Raw genomic sequence first — 24938 nt, forward strand, 5'->3', positions numbered from 1 at the left:
ATTATTTTTTGAAGTTTTTTTTGTTTATTTTTTTGTCTTTAAAAGTGTTGATTTTAAAGCTTTCTTAGCTAAAACCATTTTATTTTTTAAAAGCGTTTGAAAAAAATAAAAAAATCTAATAAATATTTCTTTTATATAATGTTTATTGGCTGGGCCAGTCAATGTTGAAAATGGGGAAGGAGGAATTCAGATGAAAATCATAAGAGGGTTTAGTTTGGTATGTTTAGGGCTATTGATCATTGGGTTGCAAACAAAAAGCGTTATGGCTGAAGAAAATAATTATGAATCAAATGGTCAAGCGAGCTTCTATGGCACCTACGTTTATGAGAATGAAAAAGAGTCAAATGACGTAGCGTATACCCAACAATCAGAAGAACAGGGAAGAAACAATTTAGCTGCTTCTGGACAAGCAGTTTTACCTAAAACAGGCGAGTCTGAAAATCCGCTGTATTCCTTGATAGGAGTTAGTTTGTTGGGGGTAGTCATTTATTTAATTAATAAAATGAAACGAGAGAAGGAGCTTATTTAATGAAAAAAACTATTTTACTTACATCGGCAACCATACTTTTAGGCGTAGGGTTTCAAGCAATAAACGCATCAGCAGCAGAAACTTTTCCGAAAGAATACAATACGGAAGGCACAATTACTTTTGAAGCAGGCGATAACGAAATCACACCGCCTGTTGATCCAGAAAATCCCGATCCTACTGATCCAGTAGACCCAATTGATCCTCCAGGGCCAGGAACGGGTGGTGCCTTATCAATTGATTATGGTTCAAAATTTAAATTTGGCACACAAAAGATTTCTACGGCAGATCAAACGTATTATGCTGCGCCAGATGAAATGAAAGATGGTTCAAAAAAACCAACCTATGTACAAGTAACTGATAAAAGAGGAACGTTAGCAGGATGGAAACTAACGCTTTCCCAACCTGAACAATTTAAAACAGCTACTGGAGAGGAACTAGTCGGCGCTCAATTAACGTTTACAAAGGCAGAAGCTGCCTCAATGGTGGATGAAAAATATAAACCTACTGAAGTCAGTAGTACTATTTCCTTAACACCTGGTGTAAATAATAATCTAGCGATGAACGCTAAAAAAGAAACAGGTGTTGGGACTTGGGTTTATCGCTTTGGTTCAAATGAAGCAACAAATAAAGAAGCTGTCCAACTATTCGTTCCCGGAAAATCTGTAAAGCTTGCACAACAATATTCAACGAAGTTAGTTTGGGCATTAGAAGATACTCCCGCTAATAATTAAATAAAGGAGAAAAGCAATGAAAAAACAATTCACAGGAATCGTTCTATGCAGTACATTTGCAGTTGCTGGTTGGTCCTTACAAGCGAAGGCAGAAGAGCCAAAAGAGTATCGTTCGAATGGTTTAGTAGAATTTATTCCGAACGTAGATCCGACAGAGCCAGTTGATCCAGAAAATCCCGATCCAGAAAAGCCAGTCAAACCAATTGATCCAACAGACCCAGAAGGTCCCAATCCTGGTACCCAAGGACCGCTGTCTATTGATTATGCTTCAAGTTTTGACTTTGGGAAAAATCGTATTTCGAATAAAGACCAAGTATATTTTGCAAGAGCACAGCAATATCAAGAAAATCAAAAAGATACACCAAATTTTGTGCAAATTTCTGATAATAGAGGAACCAATAGTGGTTGGTCTTTAACGGTTACGCAAAAGGAGCAATTTAAAGCAACAAAGGCGACTTTAAATAGTCAGTTGACAGGTGCGCAAATTTCTTTAGCTAACCCGACTGTTAATAGTAATGCGCAAAATGTTGTGAAACCAGAGGCAACAAATAAGATTGCCCTTGTTCCAGGGACCGCATCGCTAGTGGCAGCTGCGAAGCAAGGAACTGGTGCGGGAACTTGGGCTACTTATTGGGGAAAAGTAGAAGTGGTTGCAGAACGCGATGAAACCAATACGGTACACAATGTTAATGTTACAAAGGATGTCGCGCTATCAGTACCAGGGTCAACCCCTAAAGATGCCGTGAAATATCAAACAAAATTATTGTGGACGTTGACGGATGTACCAGGAATTTAAAAAGTAGAGGTGAAGAGAGATGCGAAACAAACAAAGCCTAGTCTTTTTGGCAAGTAGTTTATTCTTACTACTCCTTGCGCCTATTACTAGCGAAGCGATTAGTAATCCTTCGACAAATATCAACGAAGTCAATCGGGAAATAGTGGAGGAATCGGCCAATGATCAGGCAACTAGCGCTCCTTCTCACTCGGAAACATTAGAGCAAGAACCTTCCCTAGAAACGACAACAACAACCGATAATCATCCAGCAGAAACAGACCAATCAACGGCTACTTTAGAACCTAGCAAACAACAAAAGGATGACGATAACAGTGCAACGGAATCGGCGATAGTTGAACCACAGCCGCGCATGTTGGCTGCGCCATACGCTACTTCATTGCCTGATGATCCTAATATCATTCCAATCGACAAGGTATTTCAAGAGCCAATTGGAAATGCAACAAGTATTTTAGAAGGTGGGAAGTTATTACAACTAAACCCAGCTGTTAAATCACAAAAAGGCGCTATTTGGTCAAAAAAACCAATCAGTTTATTGTCGGATTTTACCTTTAAAAGTTATTTGTATTTAGGAAACGAGTATGCAAATGCTGGTGATGGTATGACCTTTACCTTAACGAATGATCCTAGAATGTCCACAACGCCTCAAGAAGTCATTGGTTCACCTGGGATGGGAATCGGCGCATACTCCACGAAAGCGGGTCAACCCTACGTTAGAAATGCCTTATCGATTGAGTTTGATACCTATAAAAATACTGGTAGTTCTAACCGAATGGACCGAGAAATTTCACAAGATAAGGGAAATGGACATTTAGCTTTTGTCACTCCGAAAGCTAATAACAACAACTATACAGGGGAGCATTCAGGCGTCACTGTTGCGCCAACCTATCTATCTAATGGAACCTGGCGCATGTTGACTGTTCATTGGAATGCCGCAGCCAAAGCATTAACATATGATTTAGAAGGTGTGGGCACGAATACGTATGTAGTTTCAGATTTAAATGCACAATTTGGCGCAACAACGGTTTATTGGGGCTTTACATCATCCACAGGTGGCAAATACCAAGAGAATGCTTTAGCAATGACACAAATTCCTACTAACGTTACGTCACAAGCAGCCCTTAGCGTGAATGGTCAGGAGTTTAGTTCAGCTGTTGAAGCAGTGAAAAATGATCAGGTGATACTACGGAATACGTTGAATATTGACAATGACTTTATCGAAGATCGTCAACCGCAAGTAAGCATTGACTTACCTGATGAATTAGCATATGAAGAAAATTCATTAACGATTGATGGTAAAAAGGTAGCAGCCAAAGATCTGACACAAACAGGGAATCACTTAACAATTGCTTTAAATGACTACCTAGTTTTAAAGAAGGACATGATGATTGAATTAAAAACAACCCTTCAAGATAATACGCCCGAAAAAGTTTTAACTATGAACTTTGACTATTATGAAGAAGGAACCTTACTGCAAAAGTCAAATAATGTAACGATTACTATTCCTAAACCAACAGAAAAAACAGTAACCGTTTTTTATAAAGACGCGGAAGGTAAAGATATTGCTCCACCTAAAAGTGTAACAGGGAAAATTGGTGCACCCTATCAAGAAAAACCCCTAGATATTTCTGGCTATGTTTTTACAAAAGACTCAGGCAATGCGGAAGGAACAATGACAGAGGAAACAAAAGATATTTATTTTTACTATCGTTTAGGGGAACTATATTTTAAAGAGGCACCAAAACAGATTACTTTTGGTACGGAAAAGATACGTAATCAACCACTAATTAAACTTGGGCATCCCACCGAAGGACTCAAAGTCGTGGATGAACGTAACGCAAATAATTGGCGCTTGCAACTAAAGCAAACGCAACCGTTAACAAATGATTCAATTGTAATGCCAGATGTTTTTTCTTTCGTTTCAACTGCTGGAAGCTCTCAGATTACAAATGAGGCAATTACGCTTTTAGAAAGTAATCAGAAAGGTGAAACAGATTTAACAGCATTACTTGATGAATCAAAACAACAAGGAATTCAAATCAATGTTCCTGTAGCTTATCAAAGAGTTGGAACATTTAAAGCTCGTTTATCTTGGGCGTTAGAAGACGTACCAGGAAATTAAAGAAAAGAATGGAGAAAAGAAAATGAAAAAAGTAACAACAGTATGTTTATCCACATTTATTTTAGGGAGCTTAGGCATGACTTCTCAAGCCTTTGCAGAAGATGGCGGTAATTATACATCTAATGGTATCGTAGAATTTACACCAAGTGAAGATCCAACTAATCCGGTTGACCCAACGAATCCAACTAATCCAGTTGATCCTATTGACCCAACAGATCCTGAAGGTCCTAATCCAGGAACAAACGGTCCGTTGTCAATTGATTATGCGTCAAGTCTAGACTTCGGTGTTCAAAAAATCACGTCGAAGGATCAGACTTATTTTGCTGCTACCCAAAAATACAAGACGGTAGACGCAACCGATGAAGTCAAAGAAGGGCCTAACTATGTCCAAGTAACAGATAACCGTGGAACCGAAGCTGGCTGGTCATTAAAAGTGAAACAAGAAGGACAATTTAAATCAACTTCTGGTAAAGAATTGACTGGGGCAGCTATCACGTTTAAAAACGGAAATGTAGTGACTGCTTCAGATTCAGGCAAACCAACAGGCCCAGCCACAATCACGTTGAACTCAGATGGTAGTCAATCAGATGTAATGAGTGCAGCGAAAGGAAACGGTGCAGGAACTTATTTATTTGATTGGGGAACCGATGCAACTACAGCCGCTAAAAGTATTGAGTTAACTGTTCCAGGTTCTACAACCAAATACGCTGAAAAATACGCCACAAAATTAACATGGACGTTGACAGACGCTCCAGGAAATTAAACGAATTTTAAAAAGAAGAATAGCGGGGAACATGGTTACCTGCTATTCACTACATATAGAAAAGGAGTAAATAATTTGAACAGAAAAAAACAACGATTTCTTTTTTTTCCGATACTACTAATTCTTTTAGCGTTAGTACCTAGCAATGGTTTTGCCAGTGAATTTAATTTTGCGGTTACGCCTATTCCATCAGAAAAACAAGTAGATAAAGAAAAAACTTACTTTGATTTATTACTAGAACCAAATGAAGAAACTGAGTTGAAAGTGAACTTACGCAATGATACAGATAAAGAAGTAAAGGTAGGTATTTCCATCAATAGTGCCATTACCAATTCAAATGTAATCGTGGAGTATGGTGAAAATAAGGGGGAAAAAGATCAAAGTTTAGCGTTTGATATAAAAGACTATGTTCAATATCCTAGCTCAGTTCGTTTAAAACCGAAAAGTGAACAAACGGTTTCTATTAACGTCAAAATGCCTAATACACCCTTTGATGGAGTGTTAGCTAGTGGTATCACTTTTAAAGAAGAAACGTCGGATGAAGGTAAACGCCAAGACGATAAGAGTCAGGGGTTATCCATTAAAAATGAATATTCGTATGTCGTTGCATTATTGATGCAACAAAATAAAAAAAAGGTTGAGCCGAATTTACTTTTGAAAAAAGTCTCACCAGGACAGATTAATGCTAGAAATGTGATTTTAGTCAATCTACAAAATGATCAAAAAACATATATTAACCAAGTTGCCTTTTCGGCAGAGATTACCAAAAAGGGGCATGAAGAAGTTTTATATAAAGAGGAAAAAGCAAACATGCAAATTGCACCAAATACCAATTTTTCTGTTCCCATTGCGCTAAAAGGGCAACCGCTTAAGCCAGGAGATTACCATTTGTCTATGACCGTTGTTGGGAATAAAGATGCTGCAGGCTCATTTAAAAAATCAATAAACAATGAATCGATATCTTTTAGAAATCAATGGCAATTTGAAAAAGACTTTACAATTAATGGTGAAGTTGCCAAAGAATTAAATGAAAAAGATGTGACCTTAAAAGAAAATCATTCAAATTTATATTTGCTGATTGGCTTACTACTATTATTGATAGTGATTTTAATCATTGCCTGGTTGATTTGGCGAAAAAAGAAACAGGAACAAAACGAAAGAGAAATATAAAGAGTAGTTAATTTTTGATTTGATTATCGGCAACGTTTTTGTTTGTTTTTACTTATCAAACATGCAGTTTATTCAACAAACCTAACTCAAAAAAAGAAATAATAAGAAGGAGTATTGTTAAATATCGTCTGATACCACTTTACTAGTTATATTTTTTGTTTTGTTATGTAGCTAAAGTATTTGGCAATATATGTGAGAAAAATGGATAAATACAAACATTTACTATTATGGAGTACATTGTTACTCTCGTTTTTTCAAGTAACCAATGTGCAAGCAGCAGAAGAACGGAATCCAATTTATAATCCGACCAATCCAACAGAAGAAATTTATCCGATTGAGAATACTGGCACACCAGAAAAAATGGAAGAAACAAATGAAAGTACCATTACTAGCGAAACGCAAGCGGAAGAAAGTAACGAAGACGTTAGTAAAAAAGAAGTGAAAACCAATAATCCAAAAACAAATGAAGAAAGGCCTTCTTCCAAGAAAAGTCAGCATCAAGTATTTTTCACGGATGAATTATTTGATGCTAGCCATATCACCATTGTACCAAATAGCACAGGCGGTGCTGGAACGGAGGGGCAAAACACTTTTTACTTGAATTTCATACGGGAATTAGTAGGAACGGCTATTTATGGGAGAAAGAACTGATAAATGATGAATTATGAAATTTTTTTAAATAAAGAAGATCAACGAAGTTATTCCTTGCTAAGGCATTTAGAAGAAAGTCCCACGCTATCAGGTACTTTTATTGCACTTCGCGAAGAATTATCAATGTCGAATTTTTTAGTCAAAAAAACATTAGAAAAATTAAAAGCAGATATTGACAATCTAAAGTTAAGCGACAGCTTAACTTTAGTCGTTTCTGATGTAGATGTTACACTTGAAATTGATGGAAACTATTCAAGTAAACTTTTGCTCACGAAATACTTAACAGAATCGCTCTCTTTTAAATTAGTGTTGTCTTACTTTAGAGGAAATTATAGTTTGACAAAGTTTGCTGAATGTAATCATGTCAGCACCTCTGTGGCGTATAGTACCTTACAGCGGCTAAAAAAAGCCTTAAAGGAGTATCAGATCTATTTTAGTAAACGGGAAATTGTCGGCAATCAAAAAGCAATTTCATTTTTTTTGTATAAATTGTTCACGCTTTCCAATCAACCAATTTCCGAACTATATTCGGTAAAAGTCTATAATGAAGCGAAACGTGTATTACAGTCTGTTGAGTTAAACTATACTTTCACCACCTATGAGCGACGCAATTTTTTCCATTATTTAGCTATTATGATTAACAACGAAGGACGTGCGGTGGAAGGGATCGATACACGTGCACTAAATACATTTTCAGAAGAATTAATAAAAAAATCGCAAGTGGCATGGGCATTGTCCTCAAAATCATTAACGTATACGATTGTTTTTTTCTTGTATTTGCATGGCAAACTAGAGAAAAAATATGTCATTCATGAAGATCCTACGATTGAAAGCCTAACTCGTGTTTTCATTGGAAGTTTTGAAAAAGCATTTAATTGTTTAGAGGAGTCAACAAGGAATACTCTAGAAGAAGGGTTAGCAATTATTCATTTCAATGTTATTTACTTTCCGATTAATATGTTTGACGATTTTGAAATGGATTTACAGTTTTTTAAGCAAACATATCCGGAATTTTATTTTTATTTAATTGAATATATTCGTTGGTTAACAGCAAAACATAAAAAAATTGCGAAAGCCAATCACTGTTTGTTTTTTAACTATCTATTGTTGCTAATTAATCATGTTCCGGTTCATTTAATTGCAGAGCCAGCCAAGGTCCTAATTGATTTTTCTTATGGAAAAGAGTATAACCAATTCATCAAAAAAAATTTATCCGTCTATGTGAATTTAAATGTAGAAATTATTGACCCGTTATCAGATACCTTACCAGATGTGGTGATTACCAATTTAAATAACTTGTATCAAGAAGAACAGAGTAAAGTTATGGTTTGGCTGGATCCACCTCGTTCGATTGATTGGGTCAATTTAACGCAATCATTATTGACTATTCAAGAAGAAAAATATCAACAACAAAAAGAATCAACAAAGACAAGCGGTGATCCTATCGAATAGAATCATCGCTTGTCTTTGTGTTTAAGTCTTTACAAAACCACCCAAGTGTTTTATAATATGAATATACATTCATATGAATAGAAAAACATTAATGAGGAGGCGCATAACAATGTCAAAACAAACAGGTGCACACACACATGAAGAAAAAGGTAAAAACGTTCCAGTTATTCTCTTTTTTACAGGATTGGCTCTTTTCTTTATCGGTTTATTTTTAGGGAACATGCTCTTAGTGAAAAATATTCTTTTCTCGTTAGCTGCTATTTTAGCTGGTTATCATATTATTGGGGAAGGCTTTGGAGATACGTATCGGGATACGAAAAACAATCGAAAGTTTTCACCTAATATTCATTTGTTAATGACCTTAGCTGCAGTTGGTTCAGCATTAATGGGAAGTTTTGAAGAATCAGCATTGTTGATTTTGATTTTTGCGGCGGCGCATTTCCTTGAAGATTATGCCCAAGGCAAAAGCCAACGTGAAATTACAAAACTATTAAATTTAAATCCAACAGAAGCTCGCTTGATAACAGACGACGGCTCAATTCAAACTGTGTCAGTTGAACAATTGAAGATTGGTGACCGCGTGCAAGTCCTCAATGGTGCGCAAATCCCGACAGATGGCGTCGTGATTGAAGGAAGTACCGCTGTGGATGAATCATCTATTAATGGGGAAAGTATTCCCAAAGAAAAAAATAGTGGGGACCCAGTTTTTGGTAGTACCATGAACGGTTCAGGCACAATTGTTGTTGAAGTAACGAAAGATAGTTCAGAAACAGTTTTTGCAAAAATCGTACAGCTCGTGAACCAATCACAAGAAAATCAATCAGAAATTGCAAGCAAAATTAAACGATTTGAACCAAAATATGTCACACTAGTTTTAGCAGTTTTTCCACTAATTGTTTTAGGTGGCGCATTACTTTTCCAATTGACTTGGGCTGAAAGTTTTTACAGAGGCTTGGTCTTCTTAATTGCTGCCTCACCTTGTGCTTTAGCAGCGAGTGCCGTTCCGGCAACTTTATCAGGAATTTCCAATTTAGCGAAACAAGGCGTTTTGTTTAAAGGTGGCTCATTCTTATCAAATTTAGCTGAAGTGAAAGCACTCGCTTTTGATAAAACAGGCACGCTAACAAAAGGCAAACCTGAGGTAACAGATTATCTTTTTGTTGATGGCTTAGAAGATCGCCAAGACGAATTAGTAGCTGTTTTAACAAATATGGAGAAAAAATCCAATCATCCATTGGCGACGGCGATTGTTAATCGCTTTGAAGCAGAAACAACGGCTTTAAATTTAGAAGTAGAAAATATTGTTGGGGTGGGTTTAGTAACGACCATTGCAGACACAACTTTTAGAATTGGTAAACCATCTAGTTTCGAACAAGTGCCAACAATCATTGAGAAGCAAACAACGAAATTAGCGAGTGAAGGCAAAACGGTAGTGTACTTTGCCGAAAATGAACAAGTGATTGGTTTAGTGGCATTGATGGATGTTCCTAATGAAGAAGCAATGAACGCCATTCACTATTTCAAGTCACAGAATATTGAAACAACAATGATTACAGGAGATGCAAAACTTACGGGTGAAGCAGTTGGCCGCTTAGTAGGCGTGGACCAAGTTTATGCAAATGTTTTGCCTGAGGAAAAATCAGCGATTGTTGATCAATTAAAACGCGAAGTAGGAATGACAGGGATGGTTGGTGATGGCATTAATGATGCACCGGCTTTAGTGAATGCTGATATCGGAGTGGCAATGGGGGATGGTACAGACATTGCTATCGATGTTGCAGACGTGGTAGTGATGAAAAATGATCTTTCTAAATTAGGCTATGCTCACCGTGTCTCAAAACGCTTGAATAAAATTGTGCAGCAAAATATTATTTTTTCAATGTTAGTGGTAGCAACGTTAATTATCTTGAACTTTTTAGGTATTGCGAATATCGCATTTAGCGTACTTATTCATGAAGGAAGTACCTTAGTGGTCATTTTTAATGGCTTGCGTTTATTAGTTAATACAAAATAAGCCAAATAGTCACTTGCAAGAAAGGAGAGAAAGCGATGAATTCTTTAAAAATGATTGAACTTTCTCTCACAGACGTTGTCATTCGGATGGCTCTAGCCGTGGTTTTTGGAGCTTTGATTGGGTTAGAAAGAAGTATTAAAAGAAAAGGCTTCGGTATTAGTAGTAATGCCATTTTATGTTTGGCCTCCTGTACGATTTCCATTTTACAGATTCAATCGGTGGATATTTTAGTCGATGTGGTGAAACAAAATAGCGCCTTGGCGTCCATTATTTCTATGGATATTACACGATATGGCGCCCAAGTGATTAGTGGTGTAGGCTTTCTCGGTGCGGGGATTATCGTTTTTAGAGAAAGGAAAGTCTCTGGGTTAACGACAGCAGTAATGATGTGGAATGTTACTATTATTGGTTTAGTCATTGGGATGGGCTTTTTAACCATTGCGTTTATCAATCTCGTGGCGACTTTGCTAGTATTAGCTCTGGCCCATTTTAAACGAAAAACTCCTTTAAAACGATTGCAGCTTATCGTAAAAATGAAGGAACCCATGATTAAAGAAAGCCGCCTGCATGAACAACTTCAAGCTTCTTTAGAAAAAGGGGAGCGCTTAGTAGAATTGACTTTGGAATCCGAACAAGAGGCAGTGACAGCAAAGATTTCTTATGTAGGCAAAGAAGATTTCTGGCATTCCAACTTGCACCATCTCTTAAAAGAAAAAGGGCACGTTCAATCTGTCTCTGTCACAGAAACAATTTAACCATAAAATAAAGCACTTGGGCGCTAGCGCGCGCCAAGTGCTTTTGTTTAAATATTTAATACTTTATCTAAGAAATCTTTTGTTCGAGGGTTTTGAGGATTTTCAAAGACTTGCTCTGGCGAACCATCTTCTAGGAAGTTACCGCCATCAATGAACATTACTCGGTTAGCCACTTCTTTTGCAAAGCCCATTTCGTGAGTAACTATGACCATTGTCATTCCTTGTTTTGCTAAATCTTTCATTACACCAAGAACATCGCCAACCATTTCTGGATCAAGAGCTGATGTTGGCTCATCGAAAAGCATAATATCAGGATTCATCGCTAACGCACGTGCAATTGCGACACGTTGTTTTTGACCACCAGATAAAGAATCTGGATAGGCATCTTTTTTATCTGCCAATCCAACACGTTCTAAAAGTTCTAACGCTTTTTTCTCCGCTTCGTCTTTTGACAAGCGACCTAAATCGGTTGGTGCTAAAACAATATTTTCTAAAATAGATAAATGTGGAAACAAATTGAAATGTTGGAAAACCATGCCGATATGTTGACGGACTTGGTTGATGTCCGTATTTTTATCTGTCAAGTTCGCACCATCAATAATAATGTCTCCGCTAGAAGCTTCTTCTAATTGATTCAAGCAACGTAAAAAAGTACTTTTACCAGAACCAGAAGGACCGATGACGCAGACTACGTCGCCTTCGTTAATAGAAACATTAATGTCGTTTAAGACCGTGTTGTCACCATATTTTTTTACTAAATGTTCAACTAAGATTTTTTCAGTCATATTAGTTCACCTTCTTTTCAAGGTTTTTCGCTAATTTAGTTAAACTAGTAATTAAAATTAAGTAGATTAACGCAATAACGAAGTAAACCATTGTACTTTGTAATGTCCGAGCAACAATAATTTTTCCTGTTTGTAGTAGTTCGATTAAGCCAATTGCTGAAAGGATAGTTGTATCTTTCAATGAAATAACAAATTGGTTAATGAATGAAGGAATCATAATGCGAATCGCTTGTGGTAAAATAATTTTTTGCATTGTCCGATTATAGGAAAGACCTAAACTTCTTGAAGCTTCCATTTGGCCAACTGGAACAGCTTTGATTCCGCCGCGCACAATTTCAGAGATATAGGCACTGGCATTTAAAGTTAATGTGATAATTCCAGCAATGAAGACCGGGATATTAAAGCCAAGCACACCAGGTAATCCGAAATAGATGAAGAACGCTAAGACCATCAAAGGAATTCCGCGAATTAAATCAACATAAATGGTTGAAAGTACACGTAATGCTTTGATTGGTGAAACGCTGAATAATCCGAAAATAACGCCGACAATTAAAGCAAGTACGAAGGAAATCAACGTTAATAGAATCGTCATCCATAAACCGTGTAACAATTGTTTCCAGTTGTTTTGCATGAAGCCAACAAACGTAGATTCGTCAGCTGTTTCTTCTTTGGCTTCGTTGCCATCTTTTACGTAAGTGCCGATAATTTTATCGTATTCACCTGTACGTTTCATTTCTTTTAAGCCTTCGTTAAACATTTCAAGTAGTTCAGGATTTTGCCCTTTTTTGACAGCAAAACCGTAAGAACCACCTTTTTCACGAGGAATTGGTGTCGCTAGTGGTTGATTTTGCGCAACCCCATAGCCAATGACAGGATAATCATCCATCATGGCATCAACTTCGCCAATTTCTAATGCACTGTATAATGCATCAGTTGTGTCTAAATACTTAATTGAGTAATCATATTTCTTTTTATTTTTTTCTAAGAAATCAGCACTTTCAGTACCAATTTTTACGCCGACTTTTTTGCCTTTTAAATCATCATACGATTTAATTTTGTCATTGCCTTTTTTGACCGCAATTTGAATGCCGCTATCAAAGTAAGGAACAGAGAAGTCGAAGGCTTTTTTACGATCATCCGTAATCGTCATGCCTGCAACCATCCCATCTGCTTGACCAGATTCAACAGCTTGGACAGCAGAACTAAAACCAATAAATTTAAATTCAACAGTAAAACCTTGCAATTCAGCTGCACGTTTGACTAAATCAACATCAATTCCGACATAATCGCCTTGAGCATTTTGGAACTCAAACGGAGCAAACGTAGAATCACTGGCAATCACATATTTCTCTTTTTTAGGAGTGATTTTTTTCATCTGTTCGCCAGCGTCTTGTGTATTTGTTTCATCGCCTGTCGCTAAGTAGTTGTTTAAAATTTTATCATAAGTACCATTGTCTTTAAGATTTTTCAAACCAGCGTTGAACTTTTTGATTAATTCAGGGTTTTGGCCTTTTTTCACTGCGAAACCATAAGAACTGCCTGTTTCTTTATCGCCAACTAATTGTAATTTTTGACCATTTTTAACTGCGTAGCCCAATACAGGATAATCATCAACGATTGCATCCGCTTCGCCGTTTTCTAAGGCTTTATAAAGACCCGTTGCATCGTCAAAATTTTTGATGGTGTAGTCATATTTCTCTTTATTTTTTTCAAGGAAATTGGCACTTTCAGTTCCAACTTTAGCCGCAACCGTTTTGCCTTTTAAATCATCATATGATTTAATTTTGTCAGTTCCTTTTTTAACCGCTAATTGTAAACCACTATCGAAGTATGGATCTGAAAAATCAAAGGATTTTTTTCGCTCATCCGTAATACTCATTCCAGCAATCATGCCATCAATTTGTTTAGATTGAATCGCTTGGACTGCACTATCGAAGCCTAATGGTTTTAAATCCACTTCAAAACCTTGATCTTTGGCAATCGCATCTAATAAATCAACGTCAATACCAATGTATTTTCCTTTTGAGTCTTGGAATTCAAAAGGGGCGAATGTTAAATCCGTTCCGATTGTATATTTCTTTCCTTCTGCATGTGCTGAAGTGCCACTAATGAATGTTAGCAGAGTTACCATCATCACAAAGAAAGAAAGTAAAAAGTGTTTCCTTTTCATAAAATACCTCCTAGTTTTGCATATTGAACAATTATATAGTAAGAAATAGGAAGCTGACAAGTATTTGAACGCTAAAAAGAGAAAAAAACTCTAATTTCCTTACATTCCATGTTATAAAATGTAACATAGGAATTAAGAACAAAAGATTAAAATCAGTTGAAGTCCGAAACAGCAAAAGTGGCGAAAATATGTTCGGTATGTTAAACTAATAAGTGGACATTCTGCCAGAATGGGCCGATAATTTAAGAGAAATTAGACACTTTGAGGGGGAGTTATAAATGATCGAAAGAGAAACTTCCAATACCTTTCATTTGGCTTCTAAATATGAGCCTGCCGGAGATCAGCCAGCCGCTATTGCTGAACTAGTTGACGGTGTCAAAGGTGGAGAAAAAGCTCAAATTTTACTTGGAGCGACCGGAACAGGTAAAACATTTACAATCTCTAATGTGATTCAAGAAGTGAACAAACCAACATTAGTGATTGCACATAATAAAACACTAGCTGGACAATTATACGGGGAATTTAAAGAATTTTTCCCAGATAATGCGGTCGAGTATTTTGTCAGTTACTATGATTATTATCAACCAGAAGCATATGTACCCTCAAGTGATACATATATTGAAAAAGATTCCAGTATTAATGATGAAATTGATAAACTACGCCATTCAGCGACAAGTTCTTTATTGGAACGAAACGATGTCATCGTGGTAGCGTCAGTTTCTTGTATTTTTGGTTTAGGGGATCCGCGGGAATACAGTCAACAAGTTGTTTCATTACGTGTGGGAATGGAAATGGATCGTAATGAGTTACTAAAAAGTTTAGTCGATATTCAATTTGAACGAAATGATATTGATTTTCAACGGGGGCGTTTTCGTGTCCGCGGTGATGTGGTTGAGATATTCCCAGCTTCACGGGATGAGCATGCGCTACGTGTTGAATTTTTCGGAGACGAAATTGATCGAATTCGTGAAGTAGATGCGTTAACTGGTGAAATTGTCGGCGAAACAGAGCATGTCGCTATTTTTCCAGCAACACACTTTGTGACGAACGAAGAACATATGGAACACGCCATTTCGCAGATCCAAGAAGAATTAGAGGCACGTTTGAAAGTGCTTCGCAGTGAAAACAAATTATTGGAAGCCCAACGTTTGGAACAGCGAACCAACTATGATATTGAGATGATGAGAGAGATGGGCTACACGTCAGGGATTGAAAATTACTCTCGACATATGGATGGTCGCCAAGAAGGGGAGCCGCCATATACGCTGTTGGACTTTTTCCCAGATGACTTCTTACTTGTAATCGATGAGTCTCATGTAACAATGCCGCAAATTAGAGGGATGTATAATGGCGACCGAGCACGGAAACAAATGTTAGTGGACTATGGTTTCCGTTTACCAAGTGCACTTGATAACCGACCGCTTCGTTTAGAAGAATTTGAACAACATGTAAACCAAATTGTTTATGTATCGGCAACACCAGGACCTTATGAAATGGAACAAACAGAGACTGTTGTTCAACAAATCATTCGACCAACAGGTTTACTAGATCCAGAAGTAGAAATTCGCCCAATTATGGGTCAAATTGATGACTTGGTGGGCGAAATTCATGAACGGATCGAAAAAGATCAGCGGGTGTTTGTCACAACCTTAACGAAGAAAATGGCCGAAGATTTAACCGACTATTTCAAAGAATTAGGCTTAAAAGTTAAATATTTGCATAGTGATATAAAAACACTGGAAAGAACGGAGATCATTCGCGATTTACGATTAGGCGAATTTGATATTCTAATAGGTATTAACTTATTACGTGAAGGAATCGATGTGCCAGAAGTTTCCTTAATTGCGATTCTAGATGCGGATAAAGAAGGCTTCTTACGTAGTGAACGCTCGTTAGTGCAAACGATGGGACGGGCTGCCCGGAACGCCGAAGGAAAAGTCATTATGTATGCAGATAAAATCACCGATTCGATGCAACGAGCTATGGATGAAACGGCACGACGTCGGGCAATCCAAGAAGCATATAATGAAGAACATGGCATTGAACCAAAAACAATTATTAAAGAAATTCGTGATTTGATTTCTATTTCCAAAACAGCTGATAAAGATGAAACAGTGGTTCAATTGGATAAATCATATGAAGATTTATCAAGACAAGAAAAAGCTGATTTATTAATGAAACTTGAAAGAGAAATGAAAGATGCAGCCAAAGCATTAGACTTCGAAACTGCAGCCACATTACGAGATACCATTCTTGAATTGAAAGCTGCCAAATAAGTCAACCAACGGATTAAGTAAAAGATACGATGAACCATCGTATCTTTTACTAATCTTTTCTCTATAGAATGACTTGAAATGATTTGACGTAAGAGATTTAGTAAAAGGAGAACATATATGGCAAATGATAAAATTGTGATTCATGGTGCACGCGCCCATAATTTAAAAAATATTGATGTTACGATTCCTCGTGACAAAATGGTTGTTGTAACTGGACTATCTGGTTCTGGTAAAAGTTCATTAGCATTTGATACTCTTTACGCAGAAGGGCAACGACGTTATGTAGAGAGTCTCTCTGCTTATGCGCGACAATTTTTGGGACAGATGGATAAACCAGATGTTGACAGCATCGATGGTTTAAGTCCAGCTATTTCAATTGATCAAAAGACGACAAGTAAAAACCCACGCTCAACAGTAGGGACGGTCACAGAAATCAATGATTATTTACGATTGTTATTTGCTCGGGTAGGTCATCCAATTTGTCCTAACGATCATATTGAAATTACCAGTCAGTCTGTTGAACAGATGGTTGATAAAGTCTTAGAGCTACCAGAGCGAACAAAAATTCAAATTTTGGCGCCTGTTGTGGTCAAGAAAAAAGGCCAACATAAAAAAGTGTTTGAAATGATCCAACGTGAAGGGTATGTCAGAATGCGGGTGGATGGTGAAACCTATGATGTTAGTGAGGCACCAGAACTTGAAAAAAATAAAAAACATGATATTGCGATTGTGATTGACCGTATCGTTGTGAAAGAAGGCATTCGCTCTCGCTTGTTTGATTCGTTTGAAGCGGCTTTGCGTTTAGCTGAAGGTTACGCAATTGTTGATGTGATTGGTCAAGAAGAAATGTTGTTTAGTGAACATTATGCTTGTCCTTATTGTGGGTTCACAGTCGGTGAATTGGAGCCGCGCTTGTTTTCATTTAATGCACCATTTGGCGCTTGTCCCGATTGTGATGGTTTAGGTGTTAAATTAGAAGTGGACAAAGACTTAGTGATTCCAGATCCCACTAAAACCTTGAGAGAAGGAGCCATTGTTCCGTGGAACCCTATTAGTTCCCAATATTATCCACAAATGTTGGAGCAAGCAGCCACCAGTTTTGGGATTGATATGGATACGCCGTTTGAAGAATTACCTGCAGAGCAACAAGAAATTATTTTAAATGGTTCTGGCGAGAAAAACTTTCATTTTCATTATGAAAATGACTTTGGTGGTGTTCGTGATGTGGAAGTGCCATTTGAAGGGATTTTAAAAAATATTAAACGACGTTACCATGAAACAAATAGCGATTTTACACGAGATCAAATGCGGTTATACATGACAGAATTGACTTGTCGAAGCTGTCATGGATATCGTTTGAATCCGCAAGCTTTAGCTGTAAAAATCAATGGCACGCACATTGGTGAAGTCAGTGAATTAGCAATAAAAAATGCGGTCCAATTTTTTGAAGGTGTATCTTTATCTGAACAAGAAACAACGATTGCTCGGCCAATTTTAAAAGAAGTCGAAGATCGGTTAACCTTCTTAAAAAATGTCGGTTTAGATTACTTAACCTTAAGTCGAGCTGCTGGTACACTTTCTGGCGGAGAAGCACAAAGAATTCGCTTAGCAACACAAATTGGCTCAAACTTATCAGGCGTCCTTTACATTTTAGATGAACCATCAATTGGTTTGCATCAACGAGATAACGATCGCTTGATTGACTCATTGAAAAAAATGCGGGACTTAGGCAATACATTAATTGTGGTGGAACACGATGAAGATACAATGATGGCTTCGGATTACTTGATTGATGTGGGACCTGGCGCTGGACATCTGGGCGGTGAAATTGTAGCCGCTGGTACGCCGGAAGAGGTTGCTAAAAATCCGCATTCATTGACCGGACAATATCTTTCTGGGAAAAAAGTGATTCCTGTACCAAAAGAACGTCGCAAAGGTAATGGCAAAGCGATCAAAGTCACTGGTGCCAGTGAAAATAATTTAAAAAATGTCAGTGTTGAATTTCCGCTCGGTGAATTTGTTGCTGTCACAGGTGTTTCAGGTTCAGGGAAAAGTACTTTAGTCAATCAAATTTTGAAAAAAGCACTGGCCCAAAAATTAAATCGTAATTCCAATAAACCTGGGAAACACAAAAGTATCACTGGTTATGAAGCCATTGAAAAGATTGTTGACATTGATCAAAGTCCGATTGGCCGAACACCAAGAAGTAATCCAGCGACTTATACTAGTGTTTTTGATGACATTCGCGATTTGTTTGCCCAAACAAATGAAGCCAAGGTTCGTGGCTATAAAAAAGGTCGCTTTAGTTTTAACGTCAAAGGTGGCCGTTGTGAAGCTTGTCGCGGGGATGGTATCATCAAAATTGAAATGCACTTTTTACCTGATGTCTATGTGCCTTGCGAAGTTTGTCATGGCAAACGTTATAATTCTGAGACGTTAGAAGTTCATTATAAAGGCAAAAACATTTCTGATATTTTAGATATGACGGTGGAAGATGCCGTAGAATTTTTCAAACATATCCCTAAAATTCATCGTAAATTGCAAACAATTGTGGATGTAGGCTTAGGCTATGTGACATTGGGGCAGCCAGCAACTACTTTATCTGGTGGGGAAGCACAGCGGATGAAGCTAGCGAGTGAACTTCATAAAAATTCTAATGGGAAAAACTTTTATATTCTGGATGAGCCAACAACAGGCTTGCATACCGATGATATTGCGCGGTTGCTTCTAGTATTAGAGCGTTTAGTGGAAGCGGGCAATACCGTTTTAGTGATTGAACATAACTTGGATGTCATCAAATCTGCGGATCATGTGATTGATCTAGGGCCAGAAGGTGGCGACGGTGGTGGGACGATCGTGGCGACAGGAACACCAGAAGAAGTTGCTAAAGTCAAAGACAGTTACACAGGATATTATTTAAAACGTGTTCTGAAATAAACATTAATGATTAAATAAAGAACCTTGTTTTTATGGGAAACAAGGTTCTTTTATTATAAAATAACAAATATTTTTTAATAAAAATTAAAAATAAATGTTGACTTAATGTGTAATTAAAAGATATACTATGTTTGTTAACAAAATAACAATGAACACGAAGGAAAGTCTTAAATGAAAAACAAAAAAATAACAACAAGTTTATTAACAGCAGGAATGGTCTTAGCTATCGGAATCACACCTTTTGTACATAGTAACACAATGGAAGCAGCGACTTTAATTTCACAATCAGACCATGAAAAAGTAATGAGTTTTACCAAGAAAGACTTAAAAGAAGCAACGGGCATTCAATTGGAGCCGGCGACAGTACAAGCCGTTCATCAGGAATTAAAGCAACAAATCACCTGGGAAACATTAGGCTATTCCACAATTGATGCGCAAAATATTGCGACACGTTTTACACAAAATACATATCAGGCTCTGGGGATTTTAACAGATATCGCCAACCATTCAGACCTTCAATTGAAAGTCATTACCATTAATAATCCCTATCTAGCAACAGCTAAAATTGGTACCTTTAAGTGGGAAACCGTAACTCCTGAAGTTGGTGAGGACCATGAAACAGCAGACAATGAACTAACCACACCGACACCAACTGTTGCCAGTCTTCAAGAGATTGACGTAGAAATCGAATACGATGAAAATGAAATTGAGTTCACCTATGAAATAAAATCGAACGGAACAATTGAAGCAACATATGAAGATGAATTTGCTGATTTAGAATTAGAAGGTAAGGCAGCACAAGACAAAATCATGACTCTTTTAGATGGATTGTCAATCAAAACAGCTACAAATGAACAAATTAAAGAACACATTACGAAAAAGTTAGCCGTGAATGAACAAGTAAAACAATTTGAGTTTGAAGCTAATTTTACTGATGAAACAGAAATTGAGTTTGTATTAAAATAACACAGAGTTATATAGTATAATTCAGCAATTAAAACAGCATTGACATTTTTGTCAATGCTGTTTTTCTATGAAAGAATAGAAATCTTTATAAGAATGATTGAAAAGCTTTCTTTGATACGCCCGGGGTGTTATAATATAGTGATGCAAGTGAAGGGAGTGTTGAATATGCCAGAAAATTTACAACTGGTTATTATTACAGGAATGAGTGGCGCTGGAAAAACAGTCGCTGTTCAAAGCTTTGAAGACATGGGCTATTTCTGTATCGACAATTTACCACCAAGCTTAATCCCAAAATTTTGGGAATTAATTAAAGAATCTGGAAAAGTTACCAAGATTGCGTTAGTGATTGATTTACGTTCACGGACCTTCTTTAGAGAAATTCAGGATATGTTAGTCGAACTTGAAAATACTAATTTTATTGATACAACGATTTTATTTTTAGATGCCACCGATGAAGAGTTGGTTTCTCGTTATAAAGAGACACGGCGTGCGCATCCAATGGCGATGGATGGTTTAGTGACAGAAGGTATTCGTAAAGAACGTGCAATGCTGGAAGAAATCAAGGCGGATGCTCAGTTGGTCATTGACACTACGGACTTGTCCCCTCGTCAATTGCGGGAACGTTTGAATAAAGAACTAGCAACGAGAGAGACACACGAATTTCGAGTGGAAATGGTGTCCTTCGGCTTTAAATATGGGTTGCCGATTGATGCAGATATCGTTATGGATGTTCGCTTTTTACCTAACCCCCATTATATTGATGAACTACGACCGTTAACTGGAATGGATCAACCTGTTTATGATTATGTGATGGGCTTCCCAGAAACAGATGAATTTTATACAAAATTTATCGATTTACTGCGAACAGTCTTACCTGGATATAAAAAAGAAGGTAAAAGTAGCGTCACCATTGCAATTGGCTGTACTGGCGGACAACATCGCTCTGTTGCATTGACAGAACGTGTTGGCGCTGAATTAAAAGAGGAAGATTACCATGTAAATATTACCCACCGCGACCGCTTAAAAAGAAAAGAAACGGTTAATCGCTCTTAATGAAAACCTATCGAATTCGTAAACCGAAGATCGTGGTTGTTGGTGGTGGAACAGGCTTGCCAGTAATTTTGAAAAGTTTAAGAAATCAAAGTGTTGATATTACTGCCGTCGTAACGGTCGCTGATGATGGCGGTAGTAGTGGCGAGCTTCGGTCCTCTATTAATAACATGACACCTCCGGGAGATTTAAGAAATGTTTTAGTGGCATTGTCAGATATGCCACAATTATATGAAGATATTTTTCAATATCGTTTTGATAAATCAGATAGTCATTTTGCCAATCATGCAATCGGTAATTTAATCATTGCTGCTGTCTCAGAAATGAGAGGAAGTACGTATGAAGCGATTCAATTGCTTTCAAAAATGATGCATGTTGATGGACGGATTTATCCATCATCAGAACGGCCATTAACGTTACATGCTGTATTTAAAGATGGCTCAGTGGCGGTGGGAGAATCAAAAATTGCACTGGATCGCAAGACGATTGACCATGTGTTTGTAACAAATACACACGGAGAAGAGCAGCCAAGAGCTGCGCGTAAAGTCGTCAAAGCAATTGAAGAAGCAGACATGGTCGTGTTAGGGCCAGGGAGTCTTTTTACAAGTATTTTGCCTAATTTAGTTATTACAGAAATTGGTGAAGCCATCAAACAAACGGCAGCCGAAGTAGTCTATATTTGTAACATCATGACCCAAAAAGGGGAAACGGAACATTTTACGGATGCAGATCATGTTCGTGTCTTAAACGAGCATCTACAAGCGCAGTTTGTTGATACAGTGCTGGTTAACACAGAAAAAGTACCAGAAAATTACATGGATCCTGAAATTTATGATGAATATTTGGTTCAAGTAAAGCATGATTTTCAAGGATTACGTGAAGAAGGATGCCGAGTTATTTCGACAGACTTTTTAGAATTAAGAGATGGCGGAGTTTTTCATGATGGGGAAAAAGTTGTTGAAGAACTTTTCCGTATCGTATTTGGAACGAAATATTAATTAATCAAAAGAATCAAGAGAGGAGGAGCTTAGATGTCTTTTGCCTCGGATGTCAAAAAAGAGTTGACTGGTTTAGAAGTCCATCGAGAACACGCGAAAGCAGAATTAGCAGCATTAATTCGGATGAACGGCTCACTTAGCTTAGTTAATCAACAGTTTGTCTTGAATGTACAAACGGAAAATGCTGCAATTGCTCGTCGAATGTATTCATTGCTGAAAGATCATTACCATGCACAAGCAGAATTATTAGTTCGTAAAAAAATGAAACTAAAGAAAAATAATGTTTACATTGTGCGTCTAAAACAAGATACACAAAAAATTCTAGCTGATTTGGATATTATGGATGGGGTCGTTTTTAATGGCAATGTGTCAAATGAAATCATGGGTAACGCACAAAAAATGCGTTCCTATTTACGCGGGGCCTTTATGGCTTCTGGCTCAGTTAATAATCCGGAAACAAGTCGCTATCATTTAGAAATTTTTTCAATTTATGAAGAACACAATAATGATATTTGTAAGATGTTGAATTACTATGACTTAAACGCTCGAACATTGGGACGCCGAAACGGGTATATTTGTTATTTAAAAGGTGCTGAAAAAATTGCCGACTTTTTAACGTTAATTGGTGCCACGAACTCTATGTTGAAATTTGAAGATGTCCGGATTGTCCGTGATATGCGGAATTCAGTAAATCGTTTAGTGAATTGCGAAACAGCGAATTTAAATAAAACCATTGATGCGGCTTCAAAACAAATTGAAAATATTCAATTTATTGAAAGTACAGTAGGGCTGACGTCATTACCGGAGAAACTTCAGGAAATCGCAGAATTACGGTTAGAGTATCCGGAAGTTAGTCTCAAAGAACTAGGGGAAATGATTCCTTCAGGAGCTATTTCTAAGTCAGGTATTAATCATCGTATTCGAAAAATTAATGAATTTGCAGAAAAATTACGAGAAAAAAGTGCGTAACTTTTCTGCTCCAGAAGTGAAGAATAACATTTCCGTTTGAAGTGCTATCCTTCACTTTTTCTTTAAGCGTGTAAAAAAAATTAAAGTGTGCAAAAAGTGTGTAGCGCTGAAATGTAGTGTTGACCTGTGTTTTAAAGAAACGATGTTGGCACGAATGTTGCATGTAATGAAATGCAAGCGATTACTTATTGCTGTTTTTAACTAAAACATTAAAAACTATTGGAGGGGTCAAAATGGTTCAACGATTAATTAGTGCAAATGCATCAGAAATCAAACGGATGTCAAAAGAAGAGCTGTTTCAGAGTATTAAAGCGAGCGAAGGGCGCGTAATTTTATCGGAAAATGTGGTAGTTCATCCATCCGTAGCAGGTGATATCACTTGTGCGGAAATGTCAAAAGCATATGGCGCAGACATGATTTTATTGAATGTTTTCGATGTTAATCAACCGATTGTAGTAGCCGCTTATGAAGGGCAATATACTGCGGAAACATGTGTCCCTAATGATGAGGTTGTTCATCGTTTGAAAGAACTAGTCGGTTTACCGATTGGCATGAATGTCGAACCTGTTGATGAAAATTTAGACTTAGCTTCAACGAGAGTTTCGATCGAACCAGGTAGAAAAGCATCAGCAGCTACTTTCAAAAAAGCCAATGAACTGGGTTTGGATTTTATCTTATTGACAGGTAATCCTGGAACTGGTGTGACCAACGACTTGATTGCTAAGAACGTGGCCTTAGCCAAAAAACATTTTGACGGCATCATTATTGCCGGAAAAATGCACAGTTCAGGCGTAGATGAACCAGTGGTCAGTTTAAAATCAGCTGAACAATTTATTGAAGCGGGCGCTGATATTGTCTTAGTCCCAGCAGTTGGCACGGTTTGGGGCATCGATGATCAACAAGTCAAAGAAGTTGTGGATTTTGCACATTCAAAAGGAAAATTAGTTATGAGTGCCATTGGAACTTCACAAGAAAGTGCTCAACCTGAAGTTATCCAAACTATCGGCATTAGAAATAAAATTTTAGGCGTAGATATTCAACATATTGGCGATGCCAATATGGGCTTAGTTGGTATTGAAAATATTAAAGAGCTTTCTGATGCGATACGTGGGAAAAGACATACTGTTGCTAGAATGGCTCGTTCGATTAATCGTTAAAAAAGTGAACAGAGGCACGAATTCAGAAAATTTGAATTCGTGTCTTATGATTTTTTTATTGAAAAACGGTATACTAAAAGAGAAATAAAGGTTTGAAAGGATGAGGTTTTTTATGGATATTTCAGTAATTGATTCAACAAAAGTTAACACAGAAACAGGGCTTCACATTGGTGAGCGCAATGCCCCTGTCAAAATGATAGAATTTATCAATGTTCGCTGTCCTTATTGCAGAAAATGGTTTGAAGAGTCTGAGGAACTGTTAGCACAATTTGTCAAAAGTGGTAAAGTTGAACGTATCATTAAGCTGTTTGATAAAGAAAAAGAAAGTTTACAACGCGGCAATGTGATGCATCACTACATTGACTATTCAGCGCCTGAACAAGCACTGTCAGCATTGCATAAAATGTTTGCTACGCAAGATGAATGGGGAAACTTAACCTTAGAAGAAGTAGCGACGTATGCTGAAAAAAATCTTGGCTTAAAAGAACAAACAGATGCAACGCTTGTTTCCGCCGTGATTGCTGAAGCCAATGCGGCGCACATTCAATTTGTACCAACGATCATCATTGGTGAGCATATCTTTGACGAAAGTGTCACTGAAGAAGAATTACGAGGATACATTGAAAAATAAAAAAATGGAAACAGCGACC

At 37.3% G+C, this 24938-nt stretch carries 20 protein-coding genes; 18 read left to right on the forward strand and 2 right to left on the reverse strand.

The genetic code is table 11. The features are described from left to right. Positions 1–145: 145 nt before the first annotated feature. The 10 genes from IGM13_RS03140 to IGM13_RS03185 all read left to right on the forward strand — a co-directional run bounded on the left by IGM13_RS03140 (position 146) and on the right by IGM13_RS03185 (position 10980). The gene (locus tag IGM13_RS03140; protein ID WP_002420002.1) at positions 146–529 is read left to right on the forward strand and encodes an LPXTG cell wall anchor domain-containing protein; all 384 of its coding nucleotides are present in this window, start codon (positions 146–148) and stop codon (positions 527–529) included. Beyond that, positions 529–1260, forward strand: coding sequence for a WxL domain-containing protein (locus IGM13_RS03145; RefSeq protein WP_002383012.1), 732 nt, complete (start codon positions 529–531; stop codon positions 1258–1260). Before IGM13_RS03140 ends, IGM13_RS03145 begins: the two co-directional genes overlap by 1 nt. A gap of 16 nt (positions 1261–1276) precedes the next feature. Continuing rightward, a complete protein-coding gene (locus tag IGM13_RS03150) occupies positions 1277–2056 on the forward strand; it encodes a WxL domain-containing protein (RefSeq protein WP_002420004.1) in 780 nt (259 codons plus the stop codon). Positions 2057–2075: 19 nt separating this feature from the next. Continuing rightward, positions 2076–4175: a lectin-like domain-containing protein gene (locus IGM13_RS03155; RefSeq protein WP_002420005.1), complete on the forward strand. Its 2100-nt coding sequence runs from the start codon at positions 2076–2078 to the stop codon at positions 4173–4175. A 22-nt stretch (positions 4176–4197) separates the two neighbouring features. Continuing rightward, positions 4198–4938, forward strand: coding sequence for a WxL domain-containing protein (locus IGM13_RS03160; RefSeq protein ID WP_002420006.1), 741 nt, complete (start codon positions 4198–4200; stop codon positions 4936–4938). A gap of 75 nt (positions 4939–5013) precedes the next feature. Continuing rightward, on the forward strand, positions 5014–6108 hold the full coding sequence (locus tag IGM13_RS03165) for a DUF916 and DUF3324 domain-containing protein (RefSeq protein ID WP_002383015.1): 1095 nt from the start codon (positions 5014–5016) through the stop codon (positions 6106–6108). A 201-nt stretch (positions 6109–6309) separates the two neighbouring features. Next, positions 6310–6759: a hypothetical protein gene (locus tag IGM13_RS03170; RefSeq protein WP_002420007.1), complete on the forward strand. Its 450-nt coding sequence runs from the start codon at positions 6310–6312 to the stop codon at positions 6757–6759. A gap of 3 nt (positions 6760–6762) precedes the next feature. Next, positions 6763–8211 (forward strand): helix-turn-helix domain-containing protein, encoded by a 1449-nt coding sequence (locus tag IGM13_RS03175; protein WP_002383018.1) that lies wholly within the window; start codon positions 6763–6765, stop codon positions 8209–8211. A gap of 109 nt (positions 8212–8320) precedes the next feature. After that, the gene (locus tag IGM13_RS03180; RefSeq protein ID WP_002391769.1) at positions 8321–10225 is read left to right on the forward strand and encodes a heavy metal translocating P-type ATPase; all 1905 of its coding nucleotides are present in this window, start codon (positions 8321–8323) and stop codon (positions 10223–10225) included. A 35-nt stretch (positions 10226–10260) separates the two neighbouring features. Continuing rightward, complete coding sequence (locus tag IGM13_RS03185) at positions 10261–10980, forward strand: MgtC/SapB family protein (RefSeq protein WP_002361276.1); 720 nt, start codon at positions 10261–10263, stop codon at positions 10978–10980. Positions 10981–11027: 47 nt separating this feature from the next. Here the strand turns inward: IGM13_RS03185 and IGM13_RS03190 are convergent, their stop codons facing one another. Together IGM13_RS03190 and IGM13_RS03195 are read right to left on the reverse strand one after the other, a co-directional pair. Next, the gene (locus IGM13_RS03190; protein ID WP_002355616.1) at positions 11028–11765 is read right to left on the reverse strand and encodes an amino acid ABC transporter ATP-binding protein; all 738 of its coding nucleotides are present in this window, start codon (positions 11763–11765) and stop codon (positions 11028–11030) included. Position 11766: 1 nt separating this feature from the next. Further along, on the reverse strand, positions 11767–13935 hold the full coding sequence (locus tag IGM13_RS03195; protein WP_002420008.1) for an amino acid ABC transporter substrate-binding protein/permease: 2169 nt from the start codon (positions 13933–13935) through the stop codon (positions 11767–11769). 278 nt (positions 13936–14213) lie between these two features. Between IGM13_RS03195 and uvrB the strand changes: the two genes are divergently transcribed. From uvrB to IGM13_RS03235, 8 genes are all read left to right on the forward strand, one after another. Then, positions 14214–16211, forward strand: coding sequence for an excinuclease ABC subunit UvrB (uvrB, locus tag IGM13_RS03200; protein ID WP_002355618.1), 1998 nt, complete (start codon positions 14214–14216; stop codon positions 16209–16211). A 117-nt stretch (positions 16212–16328) separates the two neighbouring features. Continuing rightward, positions 16329–19148 (forward strand): excinuclease ABC subunit UvrA, encoded by a 2820-nt coding sequence (uvrA, locus tag IGM13_RS03205; protein WP_002366198.1) that lies wholly within the window; start codon positions 16329–16331, stop codon positions 19146–19148. A gap of 171 nt (positions 19149–19319) precedes the next feature. Then, positions 19320–20114 carry a YusW family protein gene (locus tag IGM13_RS03210; protein ID WP_002420009.1) on the forward strand — a complete coding sequence of 265 codons (795 nt, stop codon included), beginning with the start codon at positions 19320–19322 and terminating at the stop codon, positions 20112–20114. Positions 20115–20279: 165 nt separating this feature from the next. Further along, positions 20280–21167 (forward strand): RNase adapter RapZ, encoded by an 888-nt coding sequence (rapZ, locus tag IGM13_RS03215; RefSeq protein ID WP_002355625.1) that lies wholly within the window; start codon positions 20280–20282, stop codon positions 21165–21167. Further along, the gene (locus IGM13_RS03220) at positions 21167–22162 is read left to right on the forward strand and encodes a gluconeogenesis factor YvcK family protein (protein ID WP_002355627.1); all 996 of its coding nucleotides are present in this window, start codon (positions 21167–21169) and stop codon (positions 22160–22162) included. The genes rapZ and IGM13_RS03220 overlap by 1 nt, the downstream gene beginning before the upstream one ends. Before the next feature lie 33 nt (positions 22163–22195). Beyond that, positions 22196–23131, forward strand: a complete 936-nt coding sequence (gene whiA / locus IGM13_RS03225; RefSeq protein ID WP_002358736.1) for a DNA-binding protein WhiA — start codon at positions 22196–22198, stop codon at positions 23129–23131. Between the two features lie 233 nt (positions 23132–23364). Then, a complete protein-coding gene (locus tag IGM13_RS03230) occupies positions 23365–24288 on the forward strand; it encodes a hypothetical protein (protein ID WP_010827179.1) in 924 nt (307 codons plus the stop codon). 112 nt (positions 24289–24400) lie between these two features. Next, complete coding sequence (locus IGM13_RS03235) at positions 24401–24919, forward strand: DsbA family protein (RefSeq protein ID WP_025188659.1); 519 nt, start codon at positions 24401–24403, stop codon at positions 24917–24919. Positions 24920–24938: the final 19 nt, after the last annotated feature.

Origin of the sequence: Enterococcus sp. DIV0561 (assembly GCF_050539875.1) — a bacterium.
GTDB lineage: Bacteria > Bacillota > Bacilli > Lactobacillales > Enterococcaceae > Enterococcus > Enterococcus faecalis.